Genomic DNA, 25,784 nt, shown 5'->3' with positions numbered 1-25,784 from the left:
TGTTCAGGAACCCTCGGGTCCCGGTGCTCTCGTCTCGGTCCTCTCGTCGGTCGAGTCGGTTCCCGTCCCGAGGGCGTGGTCCAGCAACGCCACCTACGGCGCCAACCGGACCGCGGAGATGTCGAACTGCAGCCGGACCTTCTCGCTCACCATGGTGCCGCCCGCCTTCAGACGCTGGTTGTAGACCAGGCCCCACTCCGTGCGGTCGATGGTGGTGGTGCCGTCGAAGCCGGCTCGCTCGGCGCCGAACGGGTCCAGGACGGAGCCGAGGTAGTCGAGCTGCAGGTCGACGGGCCGCGTGACGTCGCGGATGGTCAGGTCCCCGGTCATGCGGAAGCTCTCCCCGCCCTCGTGGACGGTGGAGGTGCTGCGGAAGGCCATCTCCGGGAAGCGGCGCACGTCGAAGAAGTCGGGTCCGACGAGGTGCGCGTCGCGTTGTTCCACGCCCGTGTCGACGCTCGCGACCCGGATCACGAGGTCGGCCCGCGACTCGGAGGGCCGGGCTCCGTCGAAGTACAAAGCGCTGTCGTAGTCGGCGAAAGCTCCTCGTACCGTGGTGACCATCGCGTGCCGCACGGAGAACCCGATGCGACTGTGCGGGCGGTCGATGGTCCAACGCCCGGTCAGCGCGCGAAGCGCCGGGTCGAGCGCGACACTCCGGGACGAGGTGTCCGCGCCTGAGGTGCCGGTGTCCAGGGCCGGGTTCCGTTCGATGACGGAGCTCTGGCGACGGCTGAAGATACCCATGATCGTGAGCCCTTTCCCATCTGATACTCCGTGCTATCACGGTGTCGCCGGACACCGCCCAGCGAGATGGGTGGCCTCGTCCGGGTTCCATGCGGTCGACTGCGAAGCTGCACAAGATCAACATAATGTGGTGGTGCGCCGGCGCGCGGGGCCCGATCCGTACCGCGCGAACGAGCGGGAGGCGCCCGGCGGGCCGCGGCTCGCCAGGCGCCTCCCCGCGAGGGCCTACTCCGGGGGCGTGGGCGTGTCGTGGGTGCGGTACATCGCCTGGACGTCCAGCTCCAGTTGGACGGTCGGACCGACGACCGCGATGCCGCGGGCCAGCATCGAGCGCCAGTTCAGGGTGAAGTCCTCCCGGTGGAGTTCCGCCTTCGCGAGAGCCGCGCAGCGCAGTTCCTGGTCGTAGCCCCCGTTCACCGTCCCCAGGTAGGTCGTGTCGAGGCCGACGGAGCGGCTGGTGCCGTGCATGGTGAGGGTGCCGTGCAGCGTCCACTTGGAGCCGCCGCGGTAGGCGAACCGGGTGCTGTTGAAGTCGATGTGCGGGAAGCGTTCGACGTCCAGGAAGTCAGCGGACCGCAGGTGATTGTCACGGGTGTTGTTGCCCGTGGTGATGCTGGCCGCGTCGATGCGCACCGAGACGTGCGAGTCGGCCATGTTCGGTGCGACGCGGATGCCGCCCTGGAAGCGGGTGAACCGGCCGTGGACGTGGGCCATGCCCACGTGCTTGGCGATGAACCGGATCGCGGTGTGCGGAGGGTCGAACAGCCAGGTTCCGGCTGTCGGAAGTTCCATCTGGCGGGTGGGCTCGAGCGCGATGCGTGCCGGGGGCAGTGCCACCCCGGCGGCGATGTCGAGGTTCTCGCGGGCGGGTGCCAGGCCGTCGGCCACGGTCATCACGCTGTACGAGCCCGGTGGCAGCGTCGCTATGAAGTAGCCGTGGGGGTCCGTGGTGCCACGTGTCACCACCCGGTGACTGTCCAGCGCGGTCACGGTGACCTCGGCTCCGCCCATGGGTTGTCCCATGGGGTCGACGACCTCGAAACCGAACGCCCCGGCATCGGGCGGCAGAGGGACCGAGATGCTCGGTCCGGCACCGGAAGTGCCGCGAGAAAGCCGACGTCGGAGCAGCCCGAGGGCCATGGATCTCACCTTTCCTCACATGCGTCACCGTCGCACGGCCCGCTCGGCCGGTAGTGTTCGCGGTCGCCAAGAACCGTCGGCGGCAGGAAGGCGGGCGAGACGACAGTAGTTCGTTGACGATCATAAAGTCGCCCACGTTCAGGTCGTTCACCCCGGTGTCCCAGCCGTCGTATGCCTCTGACCGTGGATGTGGGGTCGCAAATCAGTACAACGGCGGGGCAAATCGGCACACCTCGACTTCGCTCTTTTGCAGCAGTGCTGTGGTGAAGAGCACGGAAGGCCGAGACGTTCACCGGCAGTCTGCGGTTTCACCACGGACCCGACACACAGGCGGGTGGGCAGTGCCTCCCGACGAGGAGTTCCGGGGTTCGCCGAAGGCGATGAGTTTCACCGAGGCGGCCGGTCTGTATCCACGACAGGCCATCGACCGCCCTCGAGGAGAGCAGAGCATCATGCCGGCACCTGCGGCTGCTGATTTCGGCGTGGTGGGTGGGCGTCAGCTCTGGACGGCCTTCGCGATGCGCAGGGCGGCCTCGGCGGGTTCGAGGTGCGTGGTGTCGATGACCTCCGCCTCGCCGTGCAGCCACGTGCGGGCCGCCTCGGCATAGGGCTCGAGGTAGGCGAGGCGGAACGAGGAGGGGCCGAGAACCGTGTCCCCCTCGATGCGTCCCCGCAGGGTGTCCTGGTCGGCGTGGAGGACGAAGTGCCGCACCGGGATGGCGTGCTGCGCCAGGCCCGTGCTGATCTCGCGCCAGTACCGCTCGACCAGGACGGTCATGGGGATCACCAGAGTGCCGCCGGTGTAGTCGAGTACGCGGCGGGCGGTCTCGACGACGAGGGGTCGCCACGGCGGCCAGTGCTGGAAGTTGTCCGTCTCGGGCAGTCCCGGCGTGATGTCCATGAGGGTCTCGCCGACCTTCTCGGCGTCGAACACCCGTGAATCCGGAATCAGTCGCTGCACGAGTGGGCTGGTCGTCGTCTTGCCGGCGCCGTGGGTGCCGTTGAGCCATACGATCATGGCACGCCATGCTAACGGCGCGCGGGCCGCAGGGATGCGCGGGCCGCAGGGAGGGGCACGGCAGAGCTCGGGTACGGCTTCCGCGCTTCCGCGGTTCCGCTTCCGCGTTCCCCATGGTGCCTTCGCGGCGCCATTGCGCACTGGCGAGTCGGAGCCTGCGGCTGTGTCGCCGAGTACGTCGAGTACGCCGCGGATTCCGCCGCCGACGGCGGCCGGGGAACGCGGCGCCGGGAGTGCCGCAGGGGCAGGCAGTGCCCGCCCGCGTGTTGTCACCGGCCCACGAGATCGCCGTCGGCACCGTCACTCCAGGCGCGCAGCGTCATGTGGCCGCCGTGGTGCAGGGGCGTACTCGACCGCCAACGGGTCGCCTCAAGGCCGGTCGCCGCGTCGACGATGTGCACTTCGCCGTGGCCGCCGCGGGTGACGGCGACCCAGTCGGAGCCCGGTGAGGCGGCCACCGCGCGGCGTTGGACACCCTCCCACGGAGTGCCGCCGCGGCGCGGAGCGCCGTCCATGGAGGGCAGGGGGAAGCGTCGGACGGTGTCGTCGTCGCCCAGCAGCAGCAACTCGTCGCCGTCGGGGTGAATACGGGTGAAGGCGGCGTGGCGCCGGGCGAGGGCCAGGCGGAAGACGAGACCCGGACCCAGTTCCGTGCGGACGGTGTGGCCTGTCTCCAGATCGTGGCGCCATGCCTGGTTGGTCCATTCCGGCCACCGCAGCGGGTCCGGAACGCCGCCGCGCAACGTGGTCCACAGTGCCCGCCGACGGGTGTCGAGGCGCAGGTACCAGCCCCTGGCAGGCGCTTCCCACGGAATCACCGCCTCGGCCACGAGTGCTGCGCCCTTCCTCCGCGCCCGGTGCACTCCTTCGCCCGTGGCCGTGAACACCTGTCCCGAGAGGGGGTCCTGAGCGTCGCCGTGCCCGTCGTCCGGCAACGGCAGGGACGCGTGAGGCGCGACCGGAGGACAGCCGGGCGGCGCCGTCAGGAGGTCCGCGAAGCGGTGCACGGCCAGCGCGCCGGGTTCCCGGTGCCGCAGCACCAGCAGGGAATCGTCGCCGCCCAGCACCGTCACGCCCGGTTCGCCGACGCGCGTGCGCACCCGCGCGACGTCCCCCGTGTCCAGTTCGAGGACCGTCAACAGGTCCGACCACGGCTCGGTGTTCTTGCCCAGGCCGGTCGTCACGGCCAGTCGGCGACCCGACGGGGCGCAGGCGAGGTGCTCGGCCGGCACGGCGACCGGAACCGCGAGTTGCACGAGTCGCTCGCCGAAGGGATCGAGCACCAGGAGTTCTCCCCGGCGGTCGTCGACGCAGGCCACCCGTCCTTCCGGCAGGGCGAGGAAACCGGCGTGCTCGGAGAGATGGCGGCCCGTGAGGCGCCCCGCGACGGTGCCGTCCGGCACGGTCAGCACGTGTACGGACCCGGCGACGTGGTCGGACACGACCAGAACGGGGGTGGCGGCGGGCATGAAGTCCTCCAGAAGAGCGGTTGCTGAAAACGATTATCATGTATCTTCTAGGCGTTCCAGGTTCCTGAGAAGAAGCGAGGGCTTCATGCTGCGCTCACCGTCGAGACTCGCCCGCGGTTGGATCACCGCAGCGGTCGTCGGTTCCGTCCTGACCGGCTGCGGCGCGTCGTCCGGCGACGCCACGAGCGCCGAGGCCAAGCCCGCGGCGAGGACCGACGTCACCGTCGAACCCATCAAGGCCGCGACACGGTTGACCGACACGAACGGTGTGAAGGTCTCCCTCGACAAGGAGCCGGAGCGCATCGTGTGCCTGTTCGCGCTCTGCGACGACATCCTGACGGAACTGGGCATCGTTCCGACGGCCACCAACAGCACGCTGCTGGCCCACTCCGGCTTCCTCGGCGAGGAGAAGGCCAAGGAAGTCGACGTCGTCCCCGGCGGGTTCATCGCCCCGGAGGTGGAGGCGATCCTCTCCCACAAGCCGGATCTGGTGATCGGACTGGGGGACACCCACGGCAAGCTGGCTCCCGCGCTGAAGGGTGCCACCACCTTCTGGGCCATGCAGCCCGAGACGTGGGAGGACAGCGTGGGGTACCTGCGCGACCTGGCCGCGCTCACCGGCCGCACCGCCGAGGGGGAGAAGGCCGAGAAGACCTTCCGGACCAAGCTCGCCGAGGCCGAGAAGTCCCCGAGCGGGAAGACCGCCCTCGTCATCTACGGCAGTGACGAGAACTTCGGCGTCGCCACCCCGGAGGGCGACGTGGCCGCCAGCCTGTTCCCCAAGATCGCCGACTACCCGTGGAAGTCCGGCGGAATCGAGGGGAGTTACAGCCTCGAGCAGATTCTCGCCCGGGACGTGGACGTCCTCTTCGTCGAGACGATGAGCTTCGGCGACACGGACGGCAAGCTCTCGGAGAAGCTGGCGGAGAACCCCCTGTGGGGCAAGATCCCGGCAGTGCGGAACGGGGACGTGCACGAGGTGAACTCGGAGGTGTGGGCGAAGGGGCGCGGTACTCGTTCCCTGGGCCTCGTCCTCGACGAGGCCACGGCCGCGCTGCGGTGAGGGCGCCCTTCTCGGCGTCCACCGCGCCAGACCACCTGGCGGCGACGGCCGGGCGTCCCTCGCCTCGTGCGCGGTGGCGGCAACCCCTCCTCGTGATCGCGCTGTTGACCGTCGCGTCGATGTGCGCGCTGAGCCTCGGCACCCCAAACGTCCCACCGCACCGTCTCGCCGGTGCGGTGCTGGAGGGGGACACCACGTTCGCCGGGATCGTCGTCACCGAACTGCGCGTACCCCGGCTCGTGCTGGCGCTGATCGCCGGAGCCTGTCTCGGGGCGGCCGGGCTCGTCCTCCAGGAGGCGCTGCGCAATCCCCTGGCCGTGCCGGAGATGCTGGGTGTCTCGTCCGGAGCCGCGTTGGGCGTGGCCGCCCCGCTGGTGCTGACGCTGTCACTGCCCGCCGCCGTCCAGCCCGTGCTGGCCCTGGGCGGGGCCGCGCTCGGCGGCGGGCTGACGCTGCTCGCCGCCGGGCTGGGGCGCAGCCCCTCCGCCGTGCTGCTGACCGGCGCCGCGGTCGCGGCGGCGTTGCAGGCCGCGCTGCTGGTTTTGATGGTCATGGCCGACCAGCTCGACCTCCAGCTCATCTACCGGTACCTGCTGGGCTCCCTGTCCGCCCGGACCTGGGACGACGTTTCGGGGCTGTGGCCGTGGCTGCTTGTCGCGGCACCCGCCCTCGTGCTGTGCGCGCCGGTGCTCTCGGTGATGCGGCTGGGTGACGAGGACGCGGCGGCACTGGGCGTGCGCGCCCAGCGGGCGCGGTTGGCCGCGCTGGCCATCGCCGTCGTGCTGATCGCGCCTGTCACGGCCGTGTGCGGGCCCGTCGCGTGGGTGGGCTTCCTCGCCCCGCACCTGGCCCGGTGGTTCGATCCCGCAGCGGGAGCGGTGCGTTGGCTTCCCTGGTCCGCGGCGTGGGGCGCCGTCGTCGTGACGGTCGCCGACGTTCCGGCCCGGCTGGCGCTGGCGCCCGTGGAGACACCGGCCGGTGCCTGGACGGCCTTGCTGGGAGTGCCGGCCGGGATCGCTCTGATGCGGTCGGGCCGCCGGGGCCGGACGACCGGGCGCGGATCGGCGGCTTCCGGTGCCACCCGCGTGCCGCACGGGCCGGGGGCCCTGACCTCGGGCGCCGCGGAGGAGGCCTCCCGCACGGCGCCGTCACGGAGCGCGCGCCGAGACGAGTCGGGCGCCGAGGTTGCGGGTGATGCCTCTTCTCCGCCCGTCCGGGCGACTGGAACGGAGGACGTGCGATGAGCCGGCGTTTCGCGGTGCTCGCCGCACTGGCCGTGGTCTGCGCCGGGGTGGAACTGGTGGCGGGTCGCGGCATGTCCCCGGGCGTGGTCTGGGGCGTGCTGGGTGGTGGCGGAGATGCGACGGAACGCCACATCCTCTGGCAACTCCGCCTGCCCAGACTGCTGGTGGCCCTTGGCGCGGGCGCGTGCCTCGCCGTGGCCGGACTGGTCCTGCAGTCCGCGCTGCGCAACCCCCTCGCCGGACCCGAGGTGACCGGCGTGACGCCGGGGGCGGTCCTCGGAGCGGTCACGGCGACAGCCCTGGGGTTCGCCGGGTGGGACTCGCCCCTGGCCGTGGTCCTCGCGGCCTGCCTGGGCGGATGCGCCGGAGCGGCGCTGCTGTGGCTGCTCGCCGGCCGCGGCGGTGGGGATCCCGCGCAGACCGCCGTGCACGGGGTGCTGGTGTCGGCCGTGCTCGGCGGGCTCACCGCCATGGTGCTTCTCGTCGAGCCGGGCGAACTCGGCAGCGTCGTCCAGTGGCTGGTGGGCACCACCGAGGGCCGGGTGTGGCAGCACTGGCACCTGCTGTGGCCGTGGGCGCTCGCCTGGGGGGCCGTGGCCTGGCTGCTGGCCGGGCCGCTGACCCTGCTGCGCTGCGGGGACGACATCGCCCTGGCCGCGGGTCTGTCCGCCCGACGGGCCCGGACCCTCGCCCTGCTGTGCGCGGTGGCGCTGACGGCGGGCGCGGTGGCCGCGGTCGGAGCGCTGGGCTTCGTGGGCCTGCTCGTCCCGCACCTGGCGGTGTCCGTCTTCGGCGCGGACCTGCGGGCGAGCCTTCCCGGTGCCGCCCTGTTGGGCGCGGTCGTGGTGTGCGGGGCGGATGCGGCGGCACAGCTCTCCTCGCGGCTGCTGGCCCAGACGCTGGACTCCGGACGGCTCACGCTGCCGGTCGGGGCGCTCACCGCCTGCCTCGGTGCCGCGCTGCTGCTGGTCGTCGTGCGCCGCACGCCGAGCCGTACGTTCTGAAGTCGACTTAAGGACAGAGCATGACCGAGTCCGTGGGGATCCGCGTCGAGGGGGTCCACTTCGGCTACCCCGCGCGAGCCGTGCTGCGGGGCGTCGACCTGACCGTCCGGCCGGGCGAACTGACCGCCCTGATCGGCCTGAACGGCTGCGGCAAGTCGACCCTGCTGCGCCTGGCCGCGGGGCTGCTGCGGCCGGACCGGGGGCGGGTGCTGCTCGGTGAGGACGACCTCGCCCGGCTCACCAGGCGCGCCACGGCCCGGAAGGTGGCGCTGCTGCACCAGTCCGCGCCCGCCGTGCCGGGGATGACGGTGCGTCACCTGGTGCGGCAGGGCCGTTACGCGGTACGTGGCCCGCTGGGCATGCTGCGCGAGGGCGACGACCCCGTCGTGGACCGGGCGCTGCGGGACGTCGGTGTGGAGCAGTGGGCCGACCGTGACGTGGACGCGCTGTCCGGGGGAGAGCGGCAGCGGGTGCGGCTCGCGATGGCGCTCGCCCAGGACACCCGGGTCCTGTTGCTGGACGAGCCGACCACCTACCTGGACCTGCACCACCAGCTCGACGTGCTGCGGACGGTGGTGCGTCTGCGTGAGGAGCACGGGCTCACCGTGGTGATGGTGCTGCACGACCTGGCCCACGCTGCCCGGTTCGCCGAGCGCATCGTCGCGCTGCGCGACGGCCGTGTGATGGCCGACGGGCCGCCGGGGGAGGTCGTCACGCCGGGGTTGCTGGCGGACGTGCTGAAGGTGGCCGGCCGGGTGGGCCGGGACCCCGAAGGGGGCTGGCCGGTGTGTTATCCAGATCACCCTCTCCCACAACTAGAATATGAAAATCAGATTCATTAGGCTGCCGTCACGGCGTTCGTCCGAACGACGTGTCTCCCATACGAACAAGGAGAGTTCATGGACAACGAGCAGGTGTTCGCGCCCATCACCGACCCGGGTCAGCTCGCCCACGACTCGGCCTCCCACTCCAACGCGCTCGTCGAGAACCCCTTCGAGGACACCGAGGAGTAAGCGAGGGCCCGACCGCCCTCGACCGTGGGCCCGCCCGTTGCCTTCCGGGCGGGCCCACGCCCATCCCAGGCCCGTCGTCAGGAGGATCGCCTTGTCCCGCAGCCGGCTCGTACCCGGTGTCGAAGTCGTCGCCGTACCAGGGCGGGGTCTCGCCGTCCGCACCGCCGACGGGGAGTTCCTCGGTATCAGGGCACGGGACGCGGACGAGGACGCCCTGCTCTCCCTGCTCTCCGGCGCCGCCGCGGCCCCGGCGGACGGGGAACTGGGCCGCGTCGTAAGGGCCTTCCACGGGGCCGGCTACCTGACGGACGGACAACAGCACCCCAAGTGGCCCGCCGCCCGCCGGGACGTCCGGCTGCTCGGCGAACCGGTACTGACCGAACCGCTGGCCCTGCACCTGGCCGCCCTGGGCGCCGAGCCGCGAACGACTCCCGTCCGGACCGCTCCCGACACGTCGTCGACAAAGACCGGGGACCTGCTCGACGGAAACCCCGCCGCCGTCGTGTGGTGCCTCGACGGGCCCGTGCCCGACGGGCTGTGGGACGCGGCCGACCGGCTGCCCGAGCACGGGGTCGCCTGGCTGCGCTGCCACCGCGAGGGCTGGCAGGCGTACGTCGAGCCGCTCGCCGCCGTCCCCGGCGACGTCACCGCGGCGCATGTCCGGGCCCGCCGGCTGGCCGCCACCCCCGCGCACCGCGAGCTGGCCGCCTACTGGAGCGGGCCCCGCACGTCCGGCGCACCGGTCCGGCTCACCGCCCCCGCCGCCGGGTTGCTCGCGGCCCTGCTCGCCGACGACCTCGGCCGGTGGGCCACCGGCGCCCCCGAAACGGCCGGCCTTCCGGCACGGCGCCGGCTCCGGTGCGTGGACCTGCGCAACCTGACCGTCACCGAACACCCCGTCCTCCCGGTGCCCGCGGTCGCCCCGATGCCGAAGCAGGACGGATGACGCCCTTCAGCACGGTCGTCGAAGGTCTCGCCACGGACGTCCTGCTCCCCGACGGCGACGGCCCCTTCCCCGCCGTCCTCATCCGCACCCCCTACGACCGTGCCCGGCACCACGCCGAGGCGCGCGGCTGGGCGCGGCACGGGTTCGCCGCCGTGGTCCAGGACGTGCGGGGCCGGTTCGCGTCGGCGGGGGACTGGCGCCCGTACGAGAACGAGGTGACCGACGGGGCGGTGACGGCCCGGTGGCTCCGGCGACAGCCGTGGAGCGACGGACGGTTCGTCGCCGCCGGTGCCTCCTACGCCGCCCACTGCGCCCTCGTCCTCGCCCTCGAAACGCCCGAAGACGCCCGGCCCGACGCCGTCATCGCCGCGGTACCCGCGCTCGGCGCCGCGGAGACGGCGCGCGAACCCTCCGGTGTGGAACGGCTGCTGGCCCGCGCCGGGTGGTGGGCCGCGCACGGCGACCGGCGGGACTCCGACGAGAGCGTGCTGGACAGGGCTCTCGCCGCGGACCCCGGTCTGCTCACCCACCTGCCGATCACCGGTCTCCCCGAGCGGCTGGGCCGAAGGCTGCCTTCCTGGGCGGGCCTGTGGCGCCACCGCGACCGCGGCCGGCTCGCGTCGCGGGCGGTGCGCGCCGGCATGCCCCTGCTCGCGGTGGGCGGCCACCACGACCACTTCACCGAGGACACCTTCGCGCTGTGGCACACCTGGGGCGGACCCTCGGCACGACTGCTGCTGGGTCCCTGGGGCCACGGCCTCGTCGCCGCACCCGGCCCCGACGCCGGTCCCGCCCACGGGGTGCGCCTGGGCGAGCTGTACGTGCGCTGGGCCCGCCGGGCCCTGACCGGCGGGCTCGCCGCCGGCCGCCGCGGCGCGCTTGCGCTGGGCGGCGGCGATTTGTGGTCGGCCGCCGGCGCCGACGGCGAGCCGCGCACGCGGCGGCTGCGGCCGCTGCGGGGTACCGCCTTCACCGCCGACCCCGACCGTCCCGTGCGCTCCGACGATCTCACCGTCCTCACCGGCGGACCGCCCGACCGCTGCCTGATGGTCACCCCTCCGTTGCCGCGACCGCTCGACGTGGTCGGACCCGTACAGGTGCGTCTGCGGGCCACCGCGCACACGCCGTCCGCCGACTGGGCCGCACGGCTCGTCGCCCTCACCCCGGCCGGGGCCGCCGAGCGACTCGCCGTGGGCGTCCTGCGGCGCGAGGAACCGGCGGGCCGGGAGACCGGGTTCACCATCGAACTCGGCCGGCTCGCGCGCCGCCTGCGGGCCGGCACGCGGCTCCGCCTGGAGATCGCCGGACACCACTTCCCGGTCCACGCCCGCAATCCCCACACCGGGGAAGACCCCGTGACGGCCGACCGGCTGCTCGCCTCCCGGCGGGAGGTCGACCCGGAGAGCGTGGCGCTGACGCTGCACGTGCTCCCGTCCCGTCCCGCGCCCACCGATTTCGCCAAGGAGATCCTGCGATGACGGCACTGCCGCTGGAAGCCCTCGTCGATCCCGTCTGCGGCATCGTCCGCAAGGTCAAGCCCGTCGAACACCCCGCGGGCGCCCCGCCTCGCTACACCGCGCTCACCGCCGAGGTGTCCGACGCCCGCAGGCTCGGTCTGTGGCCCGCCGACCGGGTGTCCCTCGGCACCACCTTCGGCGACCCCGAGCAGGCCCGGGTCGCCGCGATAGCCGAGGGGGTGGAGCGGTACTGCGGCAACCGGGTCCCACCGCCCGGCCACCCCGGCGCACCCCTGCGCGCCACCGCCGCGGAACTGGCCGAAAAGGGCATGCGGCTCTACGGCCCCGGCGACCTGCCCGCGTACGCGCCGTGGCAGTACGCCCGGGAGAAGTTCCCCTACCAGCGCCTCACCGCCGACACCCCGTCCCTGTGGACGCGCGGAACCGAGCGGCTGCCCGACGGACGGACAGCCGAGGTCTGGGCACCCGTCGCCCTCACCCACCTCAACTGGCGCCAGGGCGCCCTGCGCGAGCTGCCCCGGACCCACCACCTCAACTACGCGGGCATAGCCACCGGGCAGGGCCTCGACGACGCCGCCGAACGCGCCCTGCTGGAGATCGTGGAACGCGACGCCCTCGAACTGTGGTGGCACCTCGACGGCCCGGCCCGAGGCATCGACCCGGCCAGCGTGCCCGGCCTCACCGACGACCTCGCCGGATCCGCGCTCGACGTCCACATCGTGGAGATGCCCTCCGAGTTCGCCCCCTGTATGGCCGCCCTCGTCCACGACCCGCGTCTGGGCCTGTACGCCGCCGGGTTCGCATGCAAGTACGACCCGGCCGAGGCCGCTCGCAAGGCCGTCCTCGAAGCGGTCCACACCTGGGTCTTCACCCAGGGGCTCACGGACCCCGACGGCTGGGTGTTCCAGGCCGTCGAGGCCGGGCTGCTCGCCCGTGGTCTGTACCTGGAGCACCGCGCCGACGGCCGCTATCTCGACGCGTGCGGGCAACAGTTCGAGCACGTCCGGGACCTGGGCGCGCACGTGCAGGTGTGGCTGGACGAGCGGATGACGCCCGAGGCCCGGCGGTTCACCGATCCCGCCCACGGAACCGTGTCCGTCGAAGCGGTCGAGCCCGGCAGCCCCGAGCGGCTGCGCAGCGCGCTGCACGCGGGCGGCCACCGGGTCATGACCTTCCACCTCACCACCGAGGACGTGGCCGAGACGTCCCTGCGCGTCGCCCGCGTCCTCGTCTCCGGGCTGCTCCCCAACGCCCCCGCCGCCTTCGGCTACTTCGGCTGCCCACGCCTCGCCGAAGCAGCCGTCCGGCGGGGCTGGCGCACGACCGAGCCGGGCGCGCCGGAGCACTTCACGCTCGCGCCCCCGCCGCACATGTGAGGGCCCGCATCCATGGAACACACCCATGAGGACCACCCGGTGGGCCTCTCCGCCGTGCTGGCCCGCGCCCGTTCCCCGGAGCGCCCCGGCCACGGCACGCCCGCCGGGTCCCCCGTGCGGGACTGGCCGCGTCCGCCGCGCGCGGTCCCGGCGGCCGGCCCGGCGGACCTCGATCTGCGGGCCCTGCTGCGCCTCTCCCTGGCGGCCTCGGACGGCTCCGGGCGGCTGCGGCCCGCTGCCTCCGCCGGAGCCCTGCACCCGGTCGACACCGAGCTGCTCGTGGGGACCGGCTGCCCCCTGCCGTCCGGCCGCTACGGCTACGACCCGCTGCGGCACCGCGTCCACCACCTCGGTCCGCCGCCCGGCCGCACGCCGCCGGGTGTGACCGCCGAACTGACCGTCACCGCCCGGCGCACCGTCTCCCACTACGGCCACCGCGCCTGGCCGTTGCTGCTCCTGGACACCGGGCACGCCACCGCGGCGCTCTTCCTGGCGGCCCGCGCACTGGGCGCGGACGAGCCCGAGGTCCGACTGGACGGAACCGCCGCGAGTCCACTGGCCGCCGTCCGTGTCGCCCCGCCCGACCCGAGGCACCCGGTACGCCCGTGCGGCGGCGTACACGGACCGCGGTCGTCGACGCACGTGCCCACGCCCGGCGAGTTGCAGGCCCGCCGCAGCACCCCGCCGCCGCTGCCGGGCACTCCGCCGCCGGACGCGCTGCGGGCGGTTCTGGCCACCGCCGCACGGGCGGGCGGCGGCGACCTGCGCTGGTGCGCCGCCGTCGGCGAGCCCCGCCCCGGCCTGGTCGAGCTGACCGCCGACGGCGGGGCACTGCGACAGCGTGCGGCGGGAGAGGCCCGCCCGACGCTCGCGGTCTGGGCCGCGGGCCAGGCGTGGATCGCGGACGCGGGCGCCGTCCTGCTCGCCCACGGCTGCCCCGCGGACGCCGACGCGCCGCACATCCGCCGCACCCACCTGCACGCCGGCTTCGCCGTCCACCTGGCCCACGTCACCGCCCTGCGCCACGGACTGGCCGCCCGGCCCGTCGGCTCCTGGCAGCAGGCCGACCTCGGTGCCGCGCTCGGCGCCGCACCGGGCCGGGACTGGATCGTCCACGCACTGGCGCTCGGCACCCGCCACGCCGACGAGGAGAACACCACGTGATCGTCCACCCCGAGCTGCGCCGTGCCGCCCGGCACGCACGGCGCCCCCTGCTCGCGGCCACCCTCCTGCAGGGCGCCGCCACCCTGACCCACCTCGCGCAGGCCGTACTGCTGGCCGTCGCGCTCGCCGACCTGGCCCGCGCCGACACCGGCCGGCTCCCGTGGCTGCTAGCCGCCGTCCTCGCCGTCGTCGCCGCGCGCGCCCTGCTCGGCACGTGGCAGCGGCGCACCGCGACCCGAGCCGGAGCCGGGGTGAGGGTGGCCCTGCGTGACGAACTCCTCGCCCACCTCGGGCGCCTGGGGCCCGCACACCTGAGCACCGCGCGTGCCGGGGCCGTACGCACCACCCTCGTCGACGGGGTGGAGGGCGTCGACGTGTACGTCTCGCGCTACCTCCCCCAGCTCCTGGTCACCCTCACCGTGCCGCTCCCGGTGCTCGCCGTCCTGGCAGCGGTGGAACCGGTGGCCCTCCTCGGTCTCGTTCCCGCCCTGCTGCTCGCCCTGTGCGGCCCGCGTGCCTGGGACCGGCTCCTCGCGGCCCGGGGCAAGGAGCACTGGGACACCTACGAAGGACTGGGCGCCGACTACCTGGAGGCCCTGCAGGGCATGCCCGCCCTACGGGCCGCCGGCGCGGTCGGCCGCACCCGCGGGCGCCTTGAGGAGCGCTCGGCGGCACTGCACCGGGCGACCGTCGCCAAGCTGCGCGTGTCCCTGATCGACACCGGCATCACCGACCTCGCCATCCAGGGCGGCACCGCCGCCGCCGCGCTCCTGGCGTGCTGGTCGGCCGTCACCGGATCCACCACGGCGACCGGCACCTATCTCGTACTGTTGCTGGCCTCGGAGTGCTTCCGTCCCGTCCGCGACCTCGCGCGCGAATGGCACGCCGGATACCTGGGAGCGTCGGCCGCGGACGGGCTCGCGGCACTGCGTACCGCCGAGCCCGCCGTCCGCGACACCGGAACGGCACCCGCTCACTGGCCGGGGCCGCCCGAAGTGCGCTTCGAGAACGTCGGGTTCACCTACGGCGACGCGGACACGCCCGCCCTGCACGGAGTGTCCTTCGCCGCGCGGGCGGGACGCACCACCGCGATCGTCGGTCCGTCCGGCGCGGGCAAGTCCACCCTCATCGCCCTGCTCCTGCGCCACCACGACCCGCAGGAAGGCCGGATCAGCCTCGACGGGCGCCGCACGACCGAGTTCGCGCTCGACTCGCTGCGCCAGGGCATCGCCGTGGTCTCCCAGGAGACATACCTCTTCCCCGCCACCATCGCCGACAACCTGCGCCTGGCCCGGCCGGACGCGACGGACGACGCACTCACGGCCGCGGCACGGGCCGCCGGCATCCACGACGAGATCGCCGCCCTCCCCGACGGCTACGCCACCGTCCTCGGCGAACGCGGCGCCACCCTGTCCGGTGGCCAGCGCCAGCGCCTCGCCCTCGCCAGGGCCCTGCTCGCCGACGCCCCGGTACTCGTTCTCGACGAGGCCACCAGCTCGGTCGACGAACGCCGCGAGGCGGACATCGTCCGTGAGCTGCTGAACGCCGCCGGCGGCCGCACCGTCCTGGTGGTCGCCCACCGGCTCGCCGCCGTCCGGCACGCCGACCGCATCGTCGTCCTCGACGCGGGACGGCTCGACGCCGTCGGTGAGCACACCGGCCTGGTCGAGGCCGGGGGCGTGTACGCCCAACTCGCCGCGGCCGGACACGCACACCGAGGAGAACTCGCGGCATGAGCAGCGCCACCGACACCGTCAGCACCGAAGCAGGCGTGCCCGCGAGGGGCTCACTGCGCGCCCTGCTGCCCGCCCTCGCCGGACACCGCACCATGACGGCCCGCACCTGCGCCGCCGCACTCCTCGAGCAAGGCTCCCTCGTCACCCTGCTGACGCTGGCCGCCCACACCGTGGGAACGGCCGTCATCGAAGGATGCGCCCCCTCGGCCGCCGTCGTCACCGCGCTCGTCGCCCTCGTCCTCGTACGCGCCCTGACGACCTGGCGCGAGATGGACCTCTCGCACGACCTGGCCTACCGGGTGCTGGCCGCTTTGCGCGTACGGGTCTTCGACGGGCTCGCCCGCAGCGCGCCCGCCCGCGTCGGCGGCCGGCGCAGCGGAGACCTCGCCGCCACCGCCATGGCCGACGTGGAGGCCCTGGAGTTCTTCTACGCCCACACCACCGCCCAGCTCCTCGCGGCGGGAACGGTCCTCACCGGCGGCACGGCGGTCCTCGCCGCGGTGGAGCCGTGGCTGCTCGCGGCGGTGCTGCCGGTCGCGGCGCTGCTCGCCGCGGCGCCCTTCGCCGACGCACGCGGGCGCACGGCGCGCGGGAGCCGCACCCGGACGGCCACCGCGCGGCTGTCGGCCGACACGGTGGAGACCGTCGACGGACTGCGCGAGCTGCTCGCCTTCGGCGCCCTGCCCCAGCGGCGCCGCCGACTGGCCGAGCGGGGGCGTCAGGTGGGCGACGCCCAGCGCGCCGAGGCCACCTGGGAGGCCGGCGCCGCCGCGGTCCGCGACCTCCTCATCGTGGCAGCGGTGCTCGGCGTGGTGGCCGCGGCGGCACAGTCCGTCACCGCCGGACGGCTGCACGGAGCATGGGCGCCGGCGGCGATGACGCTCGCCCTGTCCGTCCTCGGCCCCGTCGCGGAGTCGGCCCGGGCGCTGAGCCAGGCCGTGGCACTGCGCGCCGCCGCCGCCCGGGTCGACGCGGCCGTGCGGGCCCCCACCCTCGCCCCGCCGCCCGCGGTACCCCGCCCGCTGCCCGCCGGTCCGCTGGGGGTCCGGTTGCACCGGGTGAGGTTCGACTACGGTGGCGGGCCCGTGCTGGACGGTGTCGAGCTGACCGTCCGCGCCGGGCAGACACTCGCCCTCGTCGGTGCCTCGGGGGCCGGCAAGTCGACCTGCGCCCACCTGCTGGCCCGGTTCTGGGACCCGTCCGAGGGAGCGGTCCAACTGATCCCCGCCGACGGCGCCCCCGTCGACGTACGGGACGTGAGTGACGCGGAACTGCGGCGCGCCGTCGCGGTGGTGGGACAGGACACCCCCCTCTTCCACGGCACGCTCGCCGAGAACCTGCGGCTCGCCGCTCCCGAGGCGGACGACGATCTGCTCGCCGTGACGGCACGCCTGTGCGGCGTCGACGGAATCGCACCGATGGACACCCTGGTCGGCGAGCGTGGCGCCACCCTCTCCGGAGGCCAGCGAGCCCGCATCGCCCTCGCCCGCGCGCTGTCGGCACGGCCGCGAGTCCTCGTACTGGACGAGTCCACCGCCCACCTGGACAACGCCAGTGACGCCCGGCTCGCCGCCGCACTGGAGGAGGAGGGCCGCACCACGATCGTGATCGCACACCGCCGGGCCACCATCCGCCGAGCCGACCGCATCGCCGTCCTCGAAGCAGGCCGCATCGCCGAGGAGGGGACCTGGGAGGAGCTCACCGGCCGCCCCGGCAGCGCACTCAACCGCAGCCTCGCCACCGCACCCTCCTGACGCACCACGCACCGGACGACGCACCACGCACCGGACGACGCACCGCCCGCCCCGGACGACGCACCGCCGGCCGTTCCGCACTCGGCTCCGGTGAGGCTCGGGGACGGGCGCCCGTCGCGGGTGCCTTCCGGTCACTCCGGGCAGCGGCCGCAGTGCGGTCGGCCCATGCCGGAAGCACTGCCGACCAGTCCTCGCGGGCACGATGGGCGGCTCGGCTTGCTCTACTTCCAGTAACAAGATCACTGTGGCTGGGTGCGTCTCACACGAACAGTTGAGGCAGCTCGCCCCCGGCCGCCCGTGCCGCCGTCGTGGCACCCCGAACCAATGTCAGGAAGCCGAATGCAGCCGTCGTACGACCGCCTCGAGCAGGCGCGCGAGGACTACGATCACCACCTGCGGAACTGCCGCCAATGCGAGGCGGACGGTGCGAAGTGCCCCGCGGCCAAACACCTGAGACGCCTGTACAACAACCTCCTGAGAACGACCTGACCACCGCCCCCCCCGCGGGACGCCCGGCCGTCCCGCCTCGATCTTGGATGCGCGGCTCCGTGTACAACGTTTCAGGAGGATCGGGAGTCTCCCTGTCGGAGTCTCGGTCACCTGTCATTCACCTGGAGTTGCCCCATGCCTCGTTTCAGCGTCGTCATCCCGGTGTTCAAGGTGCAGGGGTACCTGCGCGAATGCCTGGACTCGGTTCTGGGGCAGTCGTTCCGGGACGTCGAGGTGATCGTCGTCGACGACTGCTCACCGGACTCCTGCGGGACGATCATCGACGAGTACGCCGCCCGTGACGAGCGCGTCAAGGCACTCCACCTTCCCCGGAACGTGGGCCTGGGCCGGGCGCGCAACGCCGGGCTGGAGCTCGCCCGGGGCGACTACGTCCTCTTCCTCGACAGCGACGACTGCTACACCCCTGGACTGCTGCAGGCCTTGGCCGCCCGGCTGGACTCGGTGGGGGACCTGGACATCCTCGCCTTCGACCATGTGCGTACGCACTGGTGGGGGAGGGGCGGCCGAAGCCAGGTCGCGGATCTGATCGAGCGGGCGGGCACGGACGTATTCCGCCTCGAGGACCGGCCGGAGTACGTTCATCTCTTCCTGGTGGCCTGGAACAAGGCGTTTCGCCGTGAGTTCTTCCTCGAACAGGGCCTCCGGTACGCCCCCGGCCTGTACGAGGACGCGCCGGTCACCCACATGGCGATGGTGACGGCCGAGCGCATCGGCTGCCTGAACAGGATCGGTGTCGAGTACCGCCAGCGCCGTCAGGGAGCGATCACCAAGACACCGGGACGCAAGCACTTCGACATCTTCGAGCAGTACGAGGGGTTGTTCGCCTTCCTCGCCGCGCGACCCGAACTGGCGTGGGCCCACTCCCTGTTGTTCGAGCGTGCCGTGTTCCACATGCTTTTCGTGCTCAAGCGCCCCGAGCGGGTCACGGTCGCCGACCGCAGGGAGTTCTTCCACCGCACCGCGGACTTCTACACGCGGCATCTCCCGGCCGGCTTCGCGCTGCCCGAGGGGGGAACCGGGGTCTACATGCGTGCCCTGGCCAAGCGGTCCTACCGTGCCTACCAGGCGGCCGAACTCGCCGACCGGGTCAGGAAGTCGGGACCGAACAAGATCCTCAAGGCCAGGACCAGGGCCGGCAAACGCGCCTACGCGGGCCTGTACACCGCACAGCGCCGGCGCTCCCTGGATCCGAACCTCGCCGTCTACAGCTCGTACTGGGACCGGCTGCCGTCCTGCAACCCGCTCGCCGTCTTCGACAAAGCCAGGGAACTGGCCCCGCAGGTGCACGGCGTCTGGGTGGTGCGCAAGGAACTCGCCGACCAGGTGCCCGACGGCATCGACCACGTGGTGCGCAACTCGCGCCGCTACTGGGAGGTGATGGCCCGCGCGAAGTACTTCGTGAACAACGTCAACTTCCCGGACGGCATCGTCAAGCGCCCGGGACAGGTCCACCTCCAGACGCACCACGGCACCCCGCTCAAGCGCATGGGCCTGGACCAGCAGGCCTACCCGGCCGCCGCCAGAGGCATGGACTTCGACCGCCTCCTGGAGCGGGTGGACCGCTGGGACCTCAGCGTCTCCTCCAACCAGCACTCCACCAAGCAGTGGGAGCGCGCCTACCCCGGCGCCTTCGAGTCCCTCGACGCGGGCTACCCGCGCAACGACCGCTACTACGCCGCCGGCGCCGAGGACGTCGCCGCCGTCCGCGCCCGGCTCGGTATCGCCGAGGGCAAGACCGCGCTGCTGTACGCGCCGACCCACCGCGACTACCAGCAGGGTTGGGCACCCTCCTTCGACCTGGCACGTCTGGCCGGTGCGCTGGGTGACGACTTCGTGCTGCTCGTCCGTACCCACTACTTCTACGACCGGACCCCGCAGTTGAGCGACCTGGCCGAGCAGGCCACCGTCATCGACGTGTCCCGTCACCCCTCCGTCGAGGACCTCTGTCTTGCGGCGGACGCGCTCATAGCCGACTACTCGTCCGTCACCTTCGACTATGCCAACCTCGACCGCCCCATCGTCATCTACGCAGACGACTGGCAGATCTACTCCCAGGTCCGGGGTGTCACCTTCGACCTTCTCTCCGGCCGCCCCGGCGACACCCCCGGAGCCGTCGCGACGACCGAGGACGAACTCATCGACGTCTTCCTCAGCGGCCGTTGGCACGGTCCCGATGCCGCCGCGCTGCGCGGAGCCTTCCGTGAACGCTTCTGCCAGTACGACGACGGACACGCCGCCGAGCGCGTCGTGCGCCGCTTCTTCCTCGGCCAAGACGCGGAACCGGCGATAGTCCCGCTCGCACAGCGCGTCCCGGCGCCCAGCCCGTCCCTGCGCTGACTCCCCGTCCGCTACGGGGCCCATCGACCAGGGCATCGAGGCGCGGGTACGGGGGATCCCATCGGGGTGCGGGTGGCGGGCGATGGCCGATTCAGCCCGGGATCCTGTTGACCACGCGGTCCAGTTGCTCGGCGTCGAGGGGCGGGCGGCTGAAGGTGAGCCGGGGGTTCTGCAGGCCGGCCACGGCCACGTCGAGGTGCCGCTGCCAGGCGTCCGGTGCGACGGTGTCGGTGGTTTCGATGACGCCCCGCAGGCCCCAGACGACCGCGGCGATGTCGGACAGGGTGACATCCGGAGCCACCACGCCGGCTTGCCGGCCCTCCGACAGCATCTCGGCGGTGAGGGAGTAGACGCGCTCGCGTTGACCGAGGGTGGCCATCTGGCCGAACTGGTGCGGCAGAACGGCGTGGCTGAGGGCCAGGTGCAGCCCCACGGTGCGCAGGAAGCGTTCCAGTTGCTGGTCGACCGGCAGCCCGCGGACCTGCTGGACGTGCGCGAGGAGCCGGTCGTGGAAGGCGGCGGCCAGCCTGCTGTGGAGCGCGTCGGGCGTGGGGTAGCGACTGTAGAGCGCCGTGGGGGTCAGTCCTGCCTCACGGGCGATCTGGGCCATGCTGGCACCGGGACCGAGCTGCCGCATCGCTGCCGCCACGTCCCACAGTACTTCCGCTTCGTCCGCCTGAGCGGATCCTTCGGCGGAGGAGCCCGCCGTCACGTCACTGCCGTCCGATTTCCCGTCCACACCGACTCCGCTCTCTATGCAGACAGCTCATGATCCCGAGACCACGTACGGCAGACCAGGACATGTCTCACGATGTCCACCAGGTCACTCCGACGGCCCAGAGTTCTGGGACTCGTTGCCGGTCGTGGGGGACCGGGGTGGGCGACCAGCGCGCCCGGCCCCCCGGCCACTTGCCCGGACCGTGGTCAGGTCGCGGTCCGGGCCCGCTGGGTGTCGGGGGCCTCGGCGGCGGTGCCGCGCGCCGGTCCGGCACGATTCGGGTGAGTGATGACCGGATCACCCGTGACCTGAGCCGGGCGGTGCGTCATCCCCTCGAGCCCCTCGAAGGATCGCCGATCCACAGCCGCCCCTGGACCATCGAGGGGCCGTGCCGGAACAGGACGAGGGGCGGGTGTCAGTGCGGGATGTCACGCTGAGGTCGGTACAGGAACTGCGAAAGGGAATCGCCGTGATCACCAACGACTTCGTCCCCGGCTCCCCCTGCTGGCTCGACCTCGGTACCCCCGACGTCGCCGGCGCCGCGGCCTTCTACGGCGCCGTGCTCGGCTGGGAGTACGAGTCCATGGGGGAGGACGGGGAAGGCGGAATGTTCCGCAAGGACGGCAAGATCGTCGCCGGGCTGGGCAAGCTGACCGAGCAGGGCGCGCGATCCGCCTGGATGATCTACTACTGCGTCACCGACGCGGACGCCACGACCCAGACCGTGCGGCGGTCCGGCGGCACGGTGCGGGTGGCGCCGATGGACCTCGACGAATGGGGCCGGATGGCCCAGTACAACGACCCTGCGGGTGGCCAGTTCGCCGTCTGGCAGCCGGGCACGAACAAAGGCGTCGAACTGGTGGACCAGCCGGGCTCGCTCTCCTGGACCGAGCTGTACACGAGTGACGCCGCGGCGGCCAAGGAGTTCTACGGCGGTGTCTTCGGCTGGCAGTTCGGCGACATGGAGCTGCCGGGCGGCGGAGGCACGTACTCCCTGATCACGCCTGCCGGCCTGCCCGAGGAGCGCATGCACGGAGGTCTCATGCAGCTCCGCGAGCAGGACCTCGCCCTGGCGAACGGCCGGGCGTACTGGCATCCGGTCTTCGCCGTCGCCGACTGCGACGCAGCGGTCGCCGCGGTCACGGAGAACGGCGGCAGCGTGCAGATGGGCCCGGAGGACGCGGAGGGCGTCGGCCGGCTGGCCGTCTGCCTCGATCCGTCGAACGCGGACTTCGTGGTGCTCACCCCGGCCGCCCAAGGGTGACCGAACCGCCCGCCGGGCCACGGCGCCCGCCGGCCCTCACGCACGGCCGGGCGGTCCGGTTCGCCCGTCGGGCCGGGGCAAGGGCGGGCCCCGCCCCTCGGTGCCGACGGCAGTCCACGGCGGTTGCCGGCGGTGGGATCCGCCGCCTTCGGTGGCGGATCGGCGAGCGGTTGCCTTGCGCGGTGTGCCACCACTCGAACCGCTGCGGCAGGCCGGTGCATAGAATTCGGTCTCATGCCGAAGCCTGACGAGCTCATCACTGACATCGCTGCCCTTGTGGAGTCCGGGCAGAGCAGCCAGATGTCCCTAACCGTGGTCACGGGTGGTGCTGTCATCACCGGTCGCCTGGCCCCCGAAGCCGTGTGGCGGCAACGGGTGTCGGAGGTACTGACGGATTCCGCCCGGCTGAACGCGTTCTCCACTGTCTTCGACACCCCCGCGAAGAAGGACGGTCCGCCCACGCACCTGCACTTCCATGTCGCCCGGATCCTGCAGGGCACGGTGGGGATCCCGGAGACGGGAGGGATGTACCGCGTGGCGATCGAGGACGTCAGCGCCTGGACCGTGGGCGACTTCAGCTACTCCGAGCACTGACCGAAGGGCGCCCGCCGTGCCGGAGACGGCACGACACGCGGTGAGGGTCCTGCCGGCGCGCACCGGTAGGACCCTCACCGCTGTTCGCGCAGGAGGACCGCGGGGCCGGTCAGTCCCCGGCAGGAACGGCCCGCGGCGCCGGTAGCGGTGCCCTGAAGGCTGCCGGGAAGTTGCCCTCGACCTCGGCCTTCTCGGCGGTGTCCGGGTAGGGATTGGTGCACGAGACGCCCGCGGTGGAGCCCGACATCAAGCTGGAGCAGGGACCGGGCTTGCGGTCCGGCAGGCCCAGGATGTGGCCGAGCTCGTGGGATGAGATACGTACCGTGTCGTAGCCCTGGTTCACGGCCTGGCGTCCGATGTAGACGGTGCCGTTGCCCAGGGAGGTGGGCAGGGCGCGCGGCCAGCCGTTGTCGGCGAGGACCCGGATGTTGGCGCGCCGGCCGGAGGCGACGGGGCGCAACTCCACGCCGTCGACGCTCTCGTTCCAGATCGCCGCGCCCCGGTCGACCGCGGACCTGAACTCGGCCGAGCCGCTCGCGTCGTAGGTGAGCACGCGGGCGGCGGACAGGGGGAGCGTGGTGCCGCCGGACGGTTCGGCGGCCACGGCCTGGCCGCTCAGTACGGGTAGGGACATCAGCAGAGCCGCGGCCAGGCCGCCGGTCAGGGTACGAACGTGCATGGTCGACCTCCTTGTGGGGGAAGGGCAGTCGTGTGCATGACACTAACTGACTCCCTGCCCGCCGCGCACGGCCGCCAATCCGTTGTTCCGACTCCGAGCGCCGCCTTCTCCACGGAGCCGGCGCCACCGATCTCATGGGCTTCGTGGACCGGGGTGCGGCGGGGCCCGCCCTGGGACGGACCGTCAGCGGATGCGGTGGGCCTCCCGGAAGGGGCCGAGATCCTCGCCCGTCAGGGACTGGGCGGCCTTCTTGAAGTCGGCGGTGGTGGAGATGCCGTACCGGTGATTTTCGATGTACCGCTTGAGAGAAGCCGTGCCATGGTCTCGGCGCCTAGGGTGCGTGCGAAGCCGTGGAAGCGGGCGTTGGCGTACTGGGCGAAGCTCTCGTCCAGCCACGGTGAGGCGTACGCGTCGTTGCCGAGGATGCCGTACCACCACTGATGCGCCACCTCGTGGACGACGGCGCCGCCCTCCTCGGTGGTGCCGGGGAGGACGAGGCCGGGTACTCCACGCCGCCGCCGAAGCGGCTGGTCATCACGAGGTCGGTCTCGCCGTACGGATAGCGGCCGAACTCCCGGCCGAACCGGTCGATCGCGGCGGCCACGTCCGCGCGGCTGAGCCGCACACCCGCGGCGGCGGTGCCGGGCGCCCGGTACGAGTTCACCGCACGCCCCCGTGAGATCATCGCGTCCGGGACCTTGAGCGCTCCGGTGCCGCCGGCAGGCTGAGCGTCCCGGCGAAAGCGCCGGCGATACAGACGTGCGGCGCCCGGGGGCGGGCATGGGGGAGAGCCGGACAGTGGAAGAGCTTCGGAAGCGCACGCGCGCGGAGCGGCTGACCGAAGGGCTCACGGTCGCCGTGGCGACCGTGTTCGCAGGTGTACTTCTGGCCGGATCGGCGGTCGTCTTCGGCGCGACCGCCTGGCGGTTGGTCACCGACACCGGCACCACCGCGTTCAGCGGACTCTCGGCGACGGTGGTCTTCCTCGCCGTCGTGGTGTTGCCGGTTCTCGTGGCCCGCCTCGTGTTCCGCCGGAGCCGGCGCAGGGGCACGGAGCGGCTGACGGCGGCGGTCCCGGCAGCGCTGACGCTGCTCGGCACGTCGGTCGTGCCGTTCGTGGCTCTGTGTCTGATCGTCGTGTATGCCGACTGACCCGCACAACAACGGTTGAGCAGGGGGCGCGGACCACCTCGGAGCGGTCGCCGCCGGCGGTGCGTGCCGCGTTGCCGGAAGCGTCCGCCCCCAGCGTGCGAGCGGGGACAAGGCCATCACCGCGGGGCACGGCATCATGCCGGCGGCCGTCGTCAGCCGGAATGCGACATCACCCTCGGAGGGCGGGGCGCGGCCGCGGATCTGCCGGCCACCCCCGATGAGACCTGCTGGACTGCGGCGAGAAAGGCGCCGCACTCCACAGGACGGAACGCTAGCGTGCCGTCACTGCCCCGACCGGCGTGCCGCCACTGCCCTGCCGCGTGGCCGACGCCGATTCCGGACACCGACGCGCCTTCGGCCCCGGGCTGTGGGGCGAGGGGGCCGAAGGCCCGTCCTCCTCGCTCCGGTTCAGGTCACCGGACCGCGGTGTTCACCACGCCTCGATGACCGGCGCGCCGGGTTCGTGCTGCCGCCAGGCCGCGTTGAGACGCCCGAGCCGGTCCGCGGCGGCGATGCCGCGCAGGGACGCGACCTTGCCGTCGCGTACTTCGAAGGCCACGGTGCCCACGACCCGGTCGCCGATCACGGCCAGGACGGCCGGGCAGCCGTTGACCCGGGCGATGTGCATCGCGGGCGAGCCGCCGGCCAGCCGCCGCTTGGCGGGCGTGGGCTTGAAACCCGCCCGTACGTAGGAAGCGACCCGCTCCCGCGTCTTGTACTGCAGCAGCCGCTTGCCCAGTCCGGCACCGTCCGAGACCGCCGTCACGTCGTCGGTGAGCAGGGCCACCAGCCGTTCGGTGCGCCCTGAAGTTGCGGCGGCGAGGAACGCCTCGACGACCCGGCGCGCGGACGCGGGGTCGGCCTCGACGCCGCGCCGGCGCTCGGCGGTGACCCGGACCCGGGCCCGGTGGGCATGCTGCTGGCTCGCGGACTCGCTGATGTCGAGGATCCCGGCGATCTCGGCGTGGCTGTACGAGAAGGCCTCACGCAGGACGTAGACGGCCCGCTCGACCGGCGAGAGGCGTTCCAAGAGGGTCAGCACGGCCAAGGACACCGATTCCCGCTGCTCGAAGGTGTCGGCGGGGTCGAGCATCGGGTCGCCCTCCAGGAGCGGCTCGGGCAGCCAGGCGCCGGCCGCTCGCTCGTGACGGGCCTGCGCCGAGCGGAGCCGGTCGAGGCAGAGATTGGTGACGACCTTGGTCAGCCATGCTTCCGGCGCCTCGACCCGTTCGCGGTCCGCGGCCTGCCAGCGCAGGAACGTGTCCTGCACGGCGTCCTCGGCGTCGGCGGCCGAGCCGAGCAGACGGTACGCCAGCGAGGCCAGCCGGCCCCGGCTGGCCTCGAACCGATCGATGGCTGCGCTGTCCATGCGGAGCAG

The 25,784-nt window shown here is 72.9% G+C and carries 23 protein-coding genes; 16 read left to right on the top strand and 7 right to left on the bottom strand.

Annotated features, from left to right (window positions below):
* Positions 1-93: 93 nt before the first annotated feature.
* From B1H29_RS01495 to B1H29_RS01480, 4 genes are all read right to left on the bottom strand, one after another.
* Entirely contained in the window at positions 94-747 is a 654-nt protein-coding gene (locus tag B1H29_RS01495) for a YceI family protein (protein ID WP_055421497.1), read from the bottom strand.
* 225 nt (positions 748-972) lie between these two features.
* Positions 973-1,887, bottom strand: coding sequence for a YceI family protein (locus B1H29_RS01490; protein ID WP_055421498.1), 915 nt, complete (start codon positions 1,885-1,887; stop codon positions 973-975).
* A gap of 496 nt (positions 1,888-2,383) precedes the next feature.
* Entirely contained in the window at positions 2,384-2,905 is a 522-nt protein-coding gene (locus tag B1H29_RS01485) for a hypothetical protein (RefSeq protein ID WP_055421499.1), read from the bottom strand.
* A gap of 269 nt (positions 2,906-3,174) precedes the next feature.
* On the bottom strand, positions 3,175-4,374 hold the full coding sequence (locus B1H29_RS01480) for a hypothetical protein (RefSeq protein ID WP_055421500.1): 1,200 nt from the start codon (positions 4,372-4,374) through the stop codon (positions 3,175-3,177).
* Positions 4,375-4,459: 85 nt separating this feature from the next.
* Between B1H29_RS01480 and B1H29_RS01475 the strand changes: the two genes are divergently transcribed.
* The 12 genes from B1H29_RS01475 to B1H29_RS01425 all read left to right on the top strand — a co-directional run bounded on the left by B1H29_RS01475 (position 4,460) and on the right by B1H29_RS01425 (position 19,999).
* Positions 4,460-5,437, top strand: coding sequence for an ABC transporter substrate-binding protein (locus tag B1H29_RS01475; RefSeq protein WP_055421501.1), 978 nt, complete (start codon positions 4,460-4,462; stop codon positions 5,435-5,437).
* A 119-nt stretch (positions 5,438-5,556) separates the two neighbouring features.
* On the top strand, positions 5,557-6,681 hold the full coding sequence (locus tag B1H29_RS01470; RefSeq protein WP_234393190.1) for a FecCD family ABC transporter permease: 1,125 nt from the start codon (positions 5,557-5,559) through the stop codon (positions 6,679-6,681).
* A complete protein-coding gene (locus B1H29_RS01465) occupies positions 6,678-7,685 on the top strand; it encodes a FecCD family ABC transporter permease (RefSeq protein WP_055421502.1) in 1,008 nt (335 codons plus the stop codon). Before B1H29_RS01470 ends, B1H29_RS01465 begins: the two co-directional genes overlap by 4 nt.
* 20 nt (positions 7,686-7,705) lie before the next feature.
* Positions 7,706-8,527 carry an ABC transporter ATP-binding protein gene (locus B1H29_RS01460; protein WP_055421503.1) on the top strand — a complete coding sequence of 274 codons (822 nt, stop codon included), beginning with the start codon at positions 7,706-7,708 and terminating at the stop codon, positions 8,525-8,527.
* 57 nt (positions 8,528-8,584) lie between these two features.
* Positions 8,585-8,698, top strand: a complete 114-nt coding sequence (amiA, locus tag B1H29_RS39020) for a streptamidine family RiPP (protein WP_244209015.1) — start codon at positions 8,585-8,587, stop codon at positions 8,696-8,698.
* Between the two features lie 91 nt (positions 8,699-8,789).
* On the top strand, positions 8,790-9,644 hold the full coding sequence (locus B1H29_RS01455; RefSeq protein ID WP_055421504.1) for a hypothetical protein: 855 nt from the start codon (positions 8,790-8,792) through the stop codon (positions 9,642-9,644).
* Complete coding sequence (locus B1H29_RS01450) at positions 9,641-11,122, top strand: CocE/NonD family hydrolase (protein WP_055421505.1); 1,482 nt, start codon at positions 9,641-9,643, stop codon at positions 11,120-11,122. The genes B1H29_RS01455 and B1H29_RS01450 overlap by 4 nt, the downstream gene beginning before the upstream one ends.
* On the top strand, positions 11,119-12,498 hold the full coding sequence (locus B1H29_RS01445) for a YcaO-like family protein (protein ID WP_055421506.1): 1,380 nt from the start codon (positions 11,119-11,121) through the stop codon (positions 12,496-12,498). Before B1H29_RS01450 ends, B1H29_RS01445 begins: the two co-directional genes overlap by 4 nt.
* Before the next feature lie 12 nt (positions 12,499-12,510).
* Complete coding sequence (locus B1H29_RS01440; RefSeq protein WP_055421507.1) at positions 12,511-13,662, top strand: hypothetical protein; 1,152 nt, start codon at positions 12,511-12,513, stop codon at positions 13,660-13,662.
* Complete coding sequence (locus B1H29_RS01435; protein WP_055421508.1) at positions 13,659-15,398, top strand: ABC transporter ATP-binding protein/permease; 1,740 nt, start codon at positions 13,659-13,661, stop codon at positions 15,396-15,398. The genes B1H29_RS01440 and B1H29_RS01435 overlap by 4 nt, the downstream gene beginning before the upstream one ends.
* Entirely contained in the window at positions 15,395-17,152 is a 1,758-nt protein-coding gene (locus tag B1H29_RS01430; RefSeq protein WP_055421509.1) for an ABC transporter ATP-binding protein, read from the top strand. Before B1H29_RS01435 ends, B1H29_RS01430 begins: the two co-directional genes overlap by 4 nt.
* A gap of 624 nt (positions 17,153-17,776) precedes the next feature.
* The gene (locus B1H29_RS01425; protein ID WP_055421510.1) at positions 17,777-19,999 is read left to right on the top strand and encodes a bifunctional glycosyltransferase/CDP-glycerol:glycerophosphate glycerophosphotransferase; all 2,223 of its coding nucleotides are present in this window, start codon (positions 17,777-17,779) and stop codon (positions 19,997-19,999) included.
* A gap of 91 nt (positions 20,000-20,090) precedes the next feature.
* Here the strand turns inward: B1H29_RS01425 and B1H29_RS01420 are convergent, their stop codons facing one another.
* Complete coding sequence (locus B1H29_RS01420) at positions 20,091-20,738, bottom strand: TetR/AcrR family transcriptional regulator (RefSeq protein WP_055421511.1); 648 nt, start codon at positions 20,736-20,738, stop codon at positions 20,091-20,093.
* A 448-nt stretch (positions 20,739-21,186) separates the two neighbouring features.
* On the opposite strand from B1H29_RS01420, the gene B1H29_RS01415 reads away from it, so the two are divergent.
* A complete protein-coding gene (locus B1H29_RS01415) occupies positions 21,187-21,981 on the top strand; it encodes a VOC family protein (RefSeq protein ID WP_055421512.1) in 795 nt (264 codons plus the stop codon).
* Positions 21,982-22,215: 234 nt separating this feature from the next.
* Positions 22,216-22,575, top strand: coding sequence for a hypothetical protein (locus B1H29_RS01410; protein ID WP_055421513.1), 360 nt, complete (start codon positions 22,216-22,218; stop codon positions 22,573-22,575).
* A 109-nt stretch (positions 22,576-22,684) separates the two neighbouring features.
* Here the strand turns inward: B1H29_RS01410 and B1H29_RS01405 are convergent, their stop codons facing one another.
* Positions 22,685-23,254 (bottom strand): snapalysin family zinc-dependent metalloprotease, encoded by a 570-nt coding sequence (locus B1H29_RS01405; protein ID WP_055421514.1) that lies wholly within the window; start codon positions 23,252-23,254, stop codon positions 22,685-22,687.
* 440 nt (positions 23,255-23,694) lie between these two features.
* On the opposite strand from B1H29_RS01405, the gene B1H29_RS40125 reads away from it, so the two are divergent.
* Positions 23,695-23,817, top strand: coding sequence for a hypothetical protein (locus B1H29_RS40125; RefSeq protein WP_409350936.1), 123 nt, complete (start codon positions 23,695-23,697; stop codon positions 23,815-23,817).
* Between the two features lie 235 nt (positions 23,818-24,052).
* The gene (locus B1H29_RS37900; protein WP_055421515.1) at positions 24,053-24,406 is read left to right on the top strand and encodes a hypothetical protein; all 354 of its coding nucleotides are present in this window, start codon (positions 24,053-24,055) and stop codon (positions 24,404-24,406) included.
* A 430-nt stretch (positions 24,407-24,836) separates the two neighbouring features.
* Here the strand turns inward: B1H29_RS37900 and B1H29_RS01390 are convergent, their stop codons facing one another.
* Positions 24,837-25,775 (bottom strand): sigma-70 family RNA polymerase sigma factor, encoded by a 939-nt coding sequence (locus B1H29_RS01390; RefSeq protein WP_055421516.1) that lies wholly within the window; start codon positions 25,773-25,775, stop codon positions 24,837-24,839.
* Between the last annotated feature and the right edge of the window lie 9 nt (positions 25,776-25,784).

This window comes from Streptomyces pactum (genome assembly GCF_002005225.1).
GTDB classification, from domain to species: domain Bacteria; phylum Actinomycetota; class Actinomycetes; order Streptomycetales; family Streptomycetaceae; genus Streptomyces; species Streptomyces pactum_A.
This window is presented reverse-complemented; position numbering and strand designations above follow the sequence as displayed.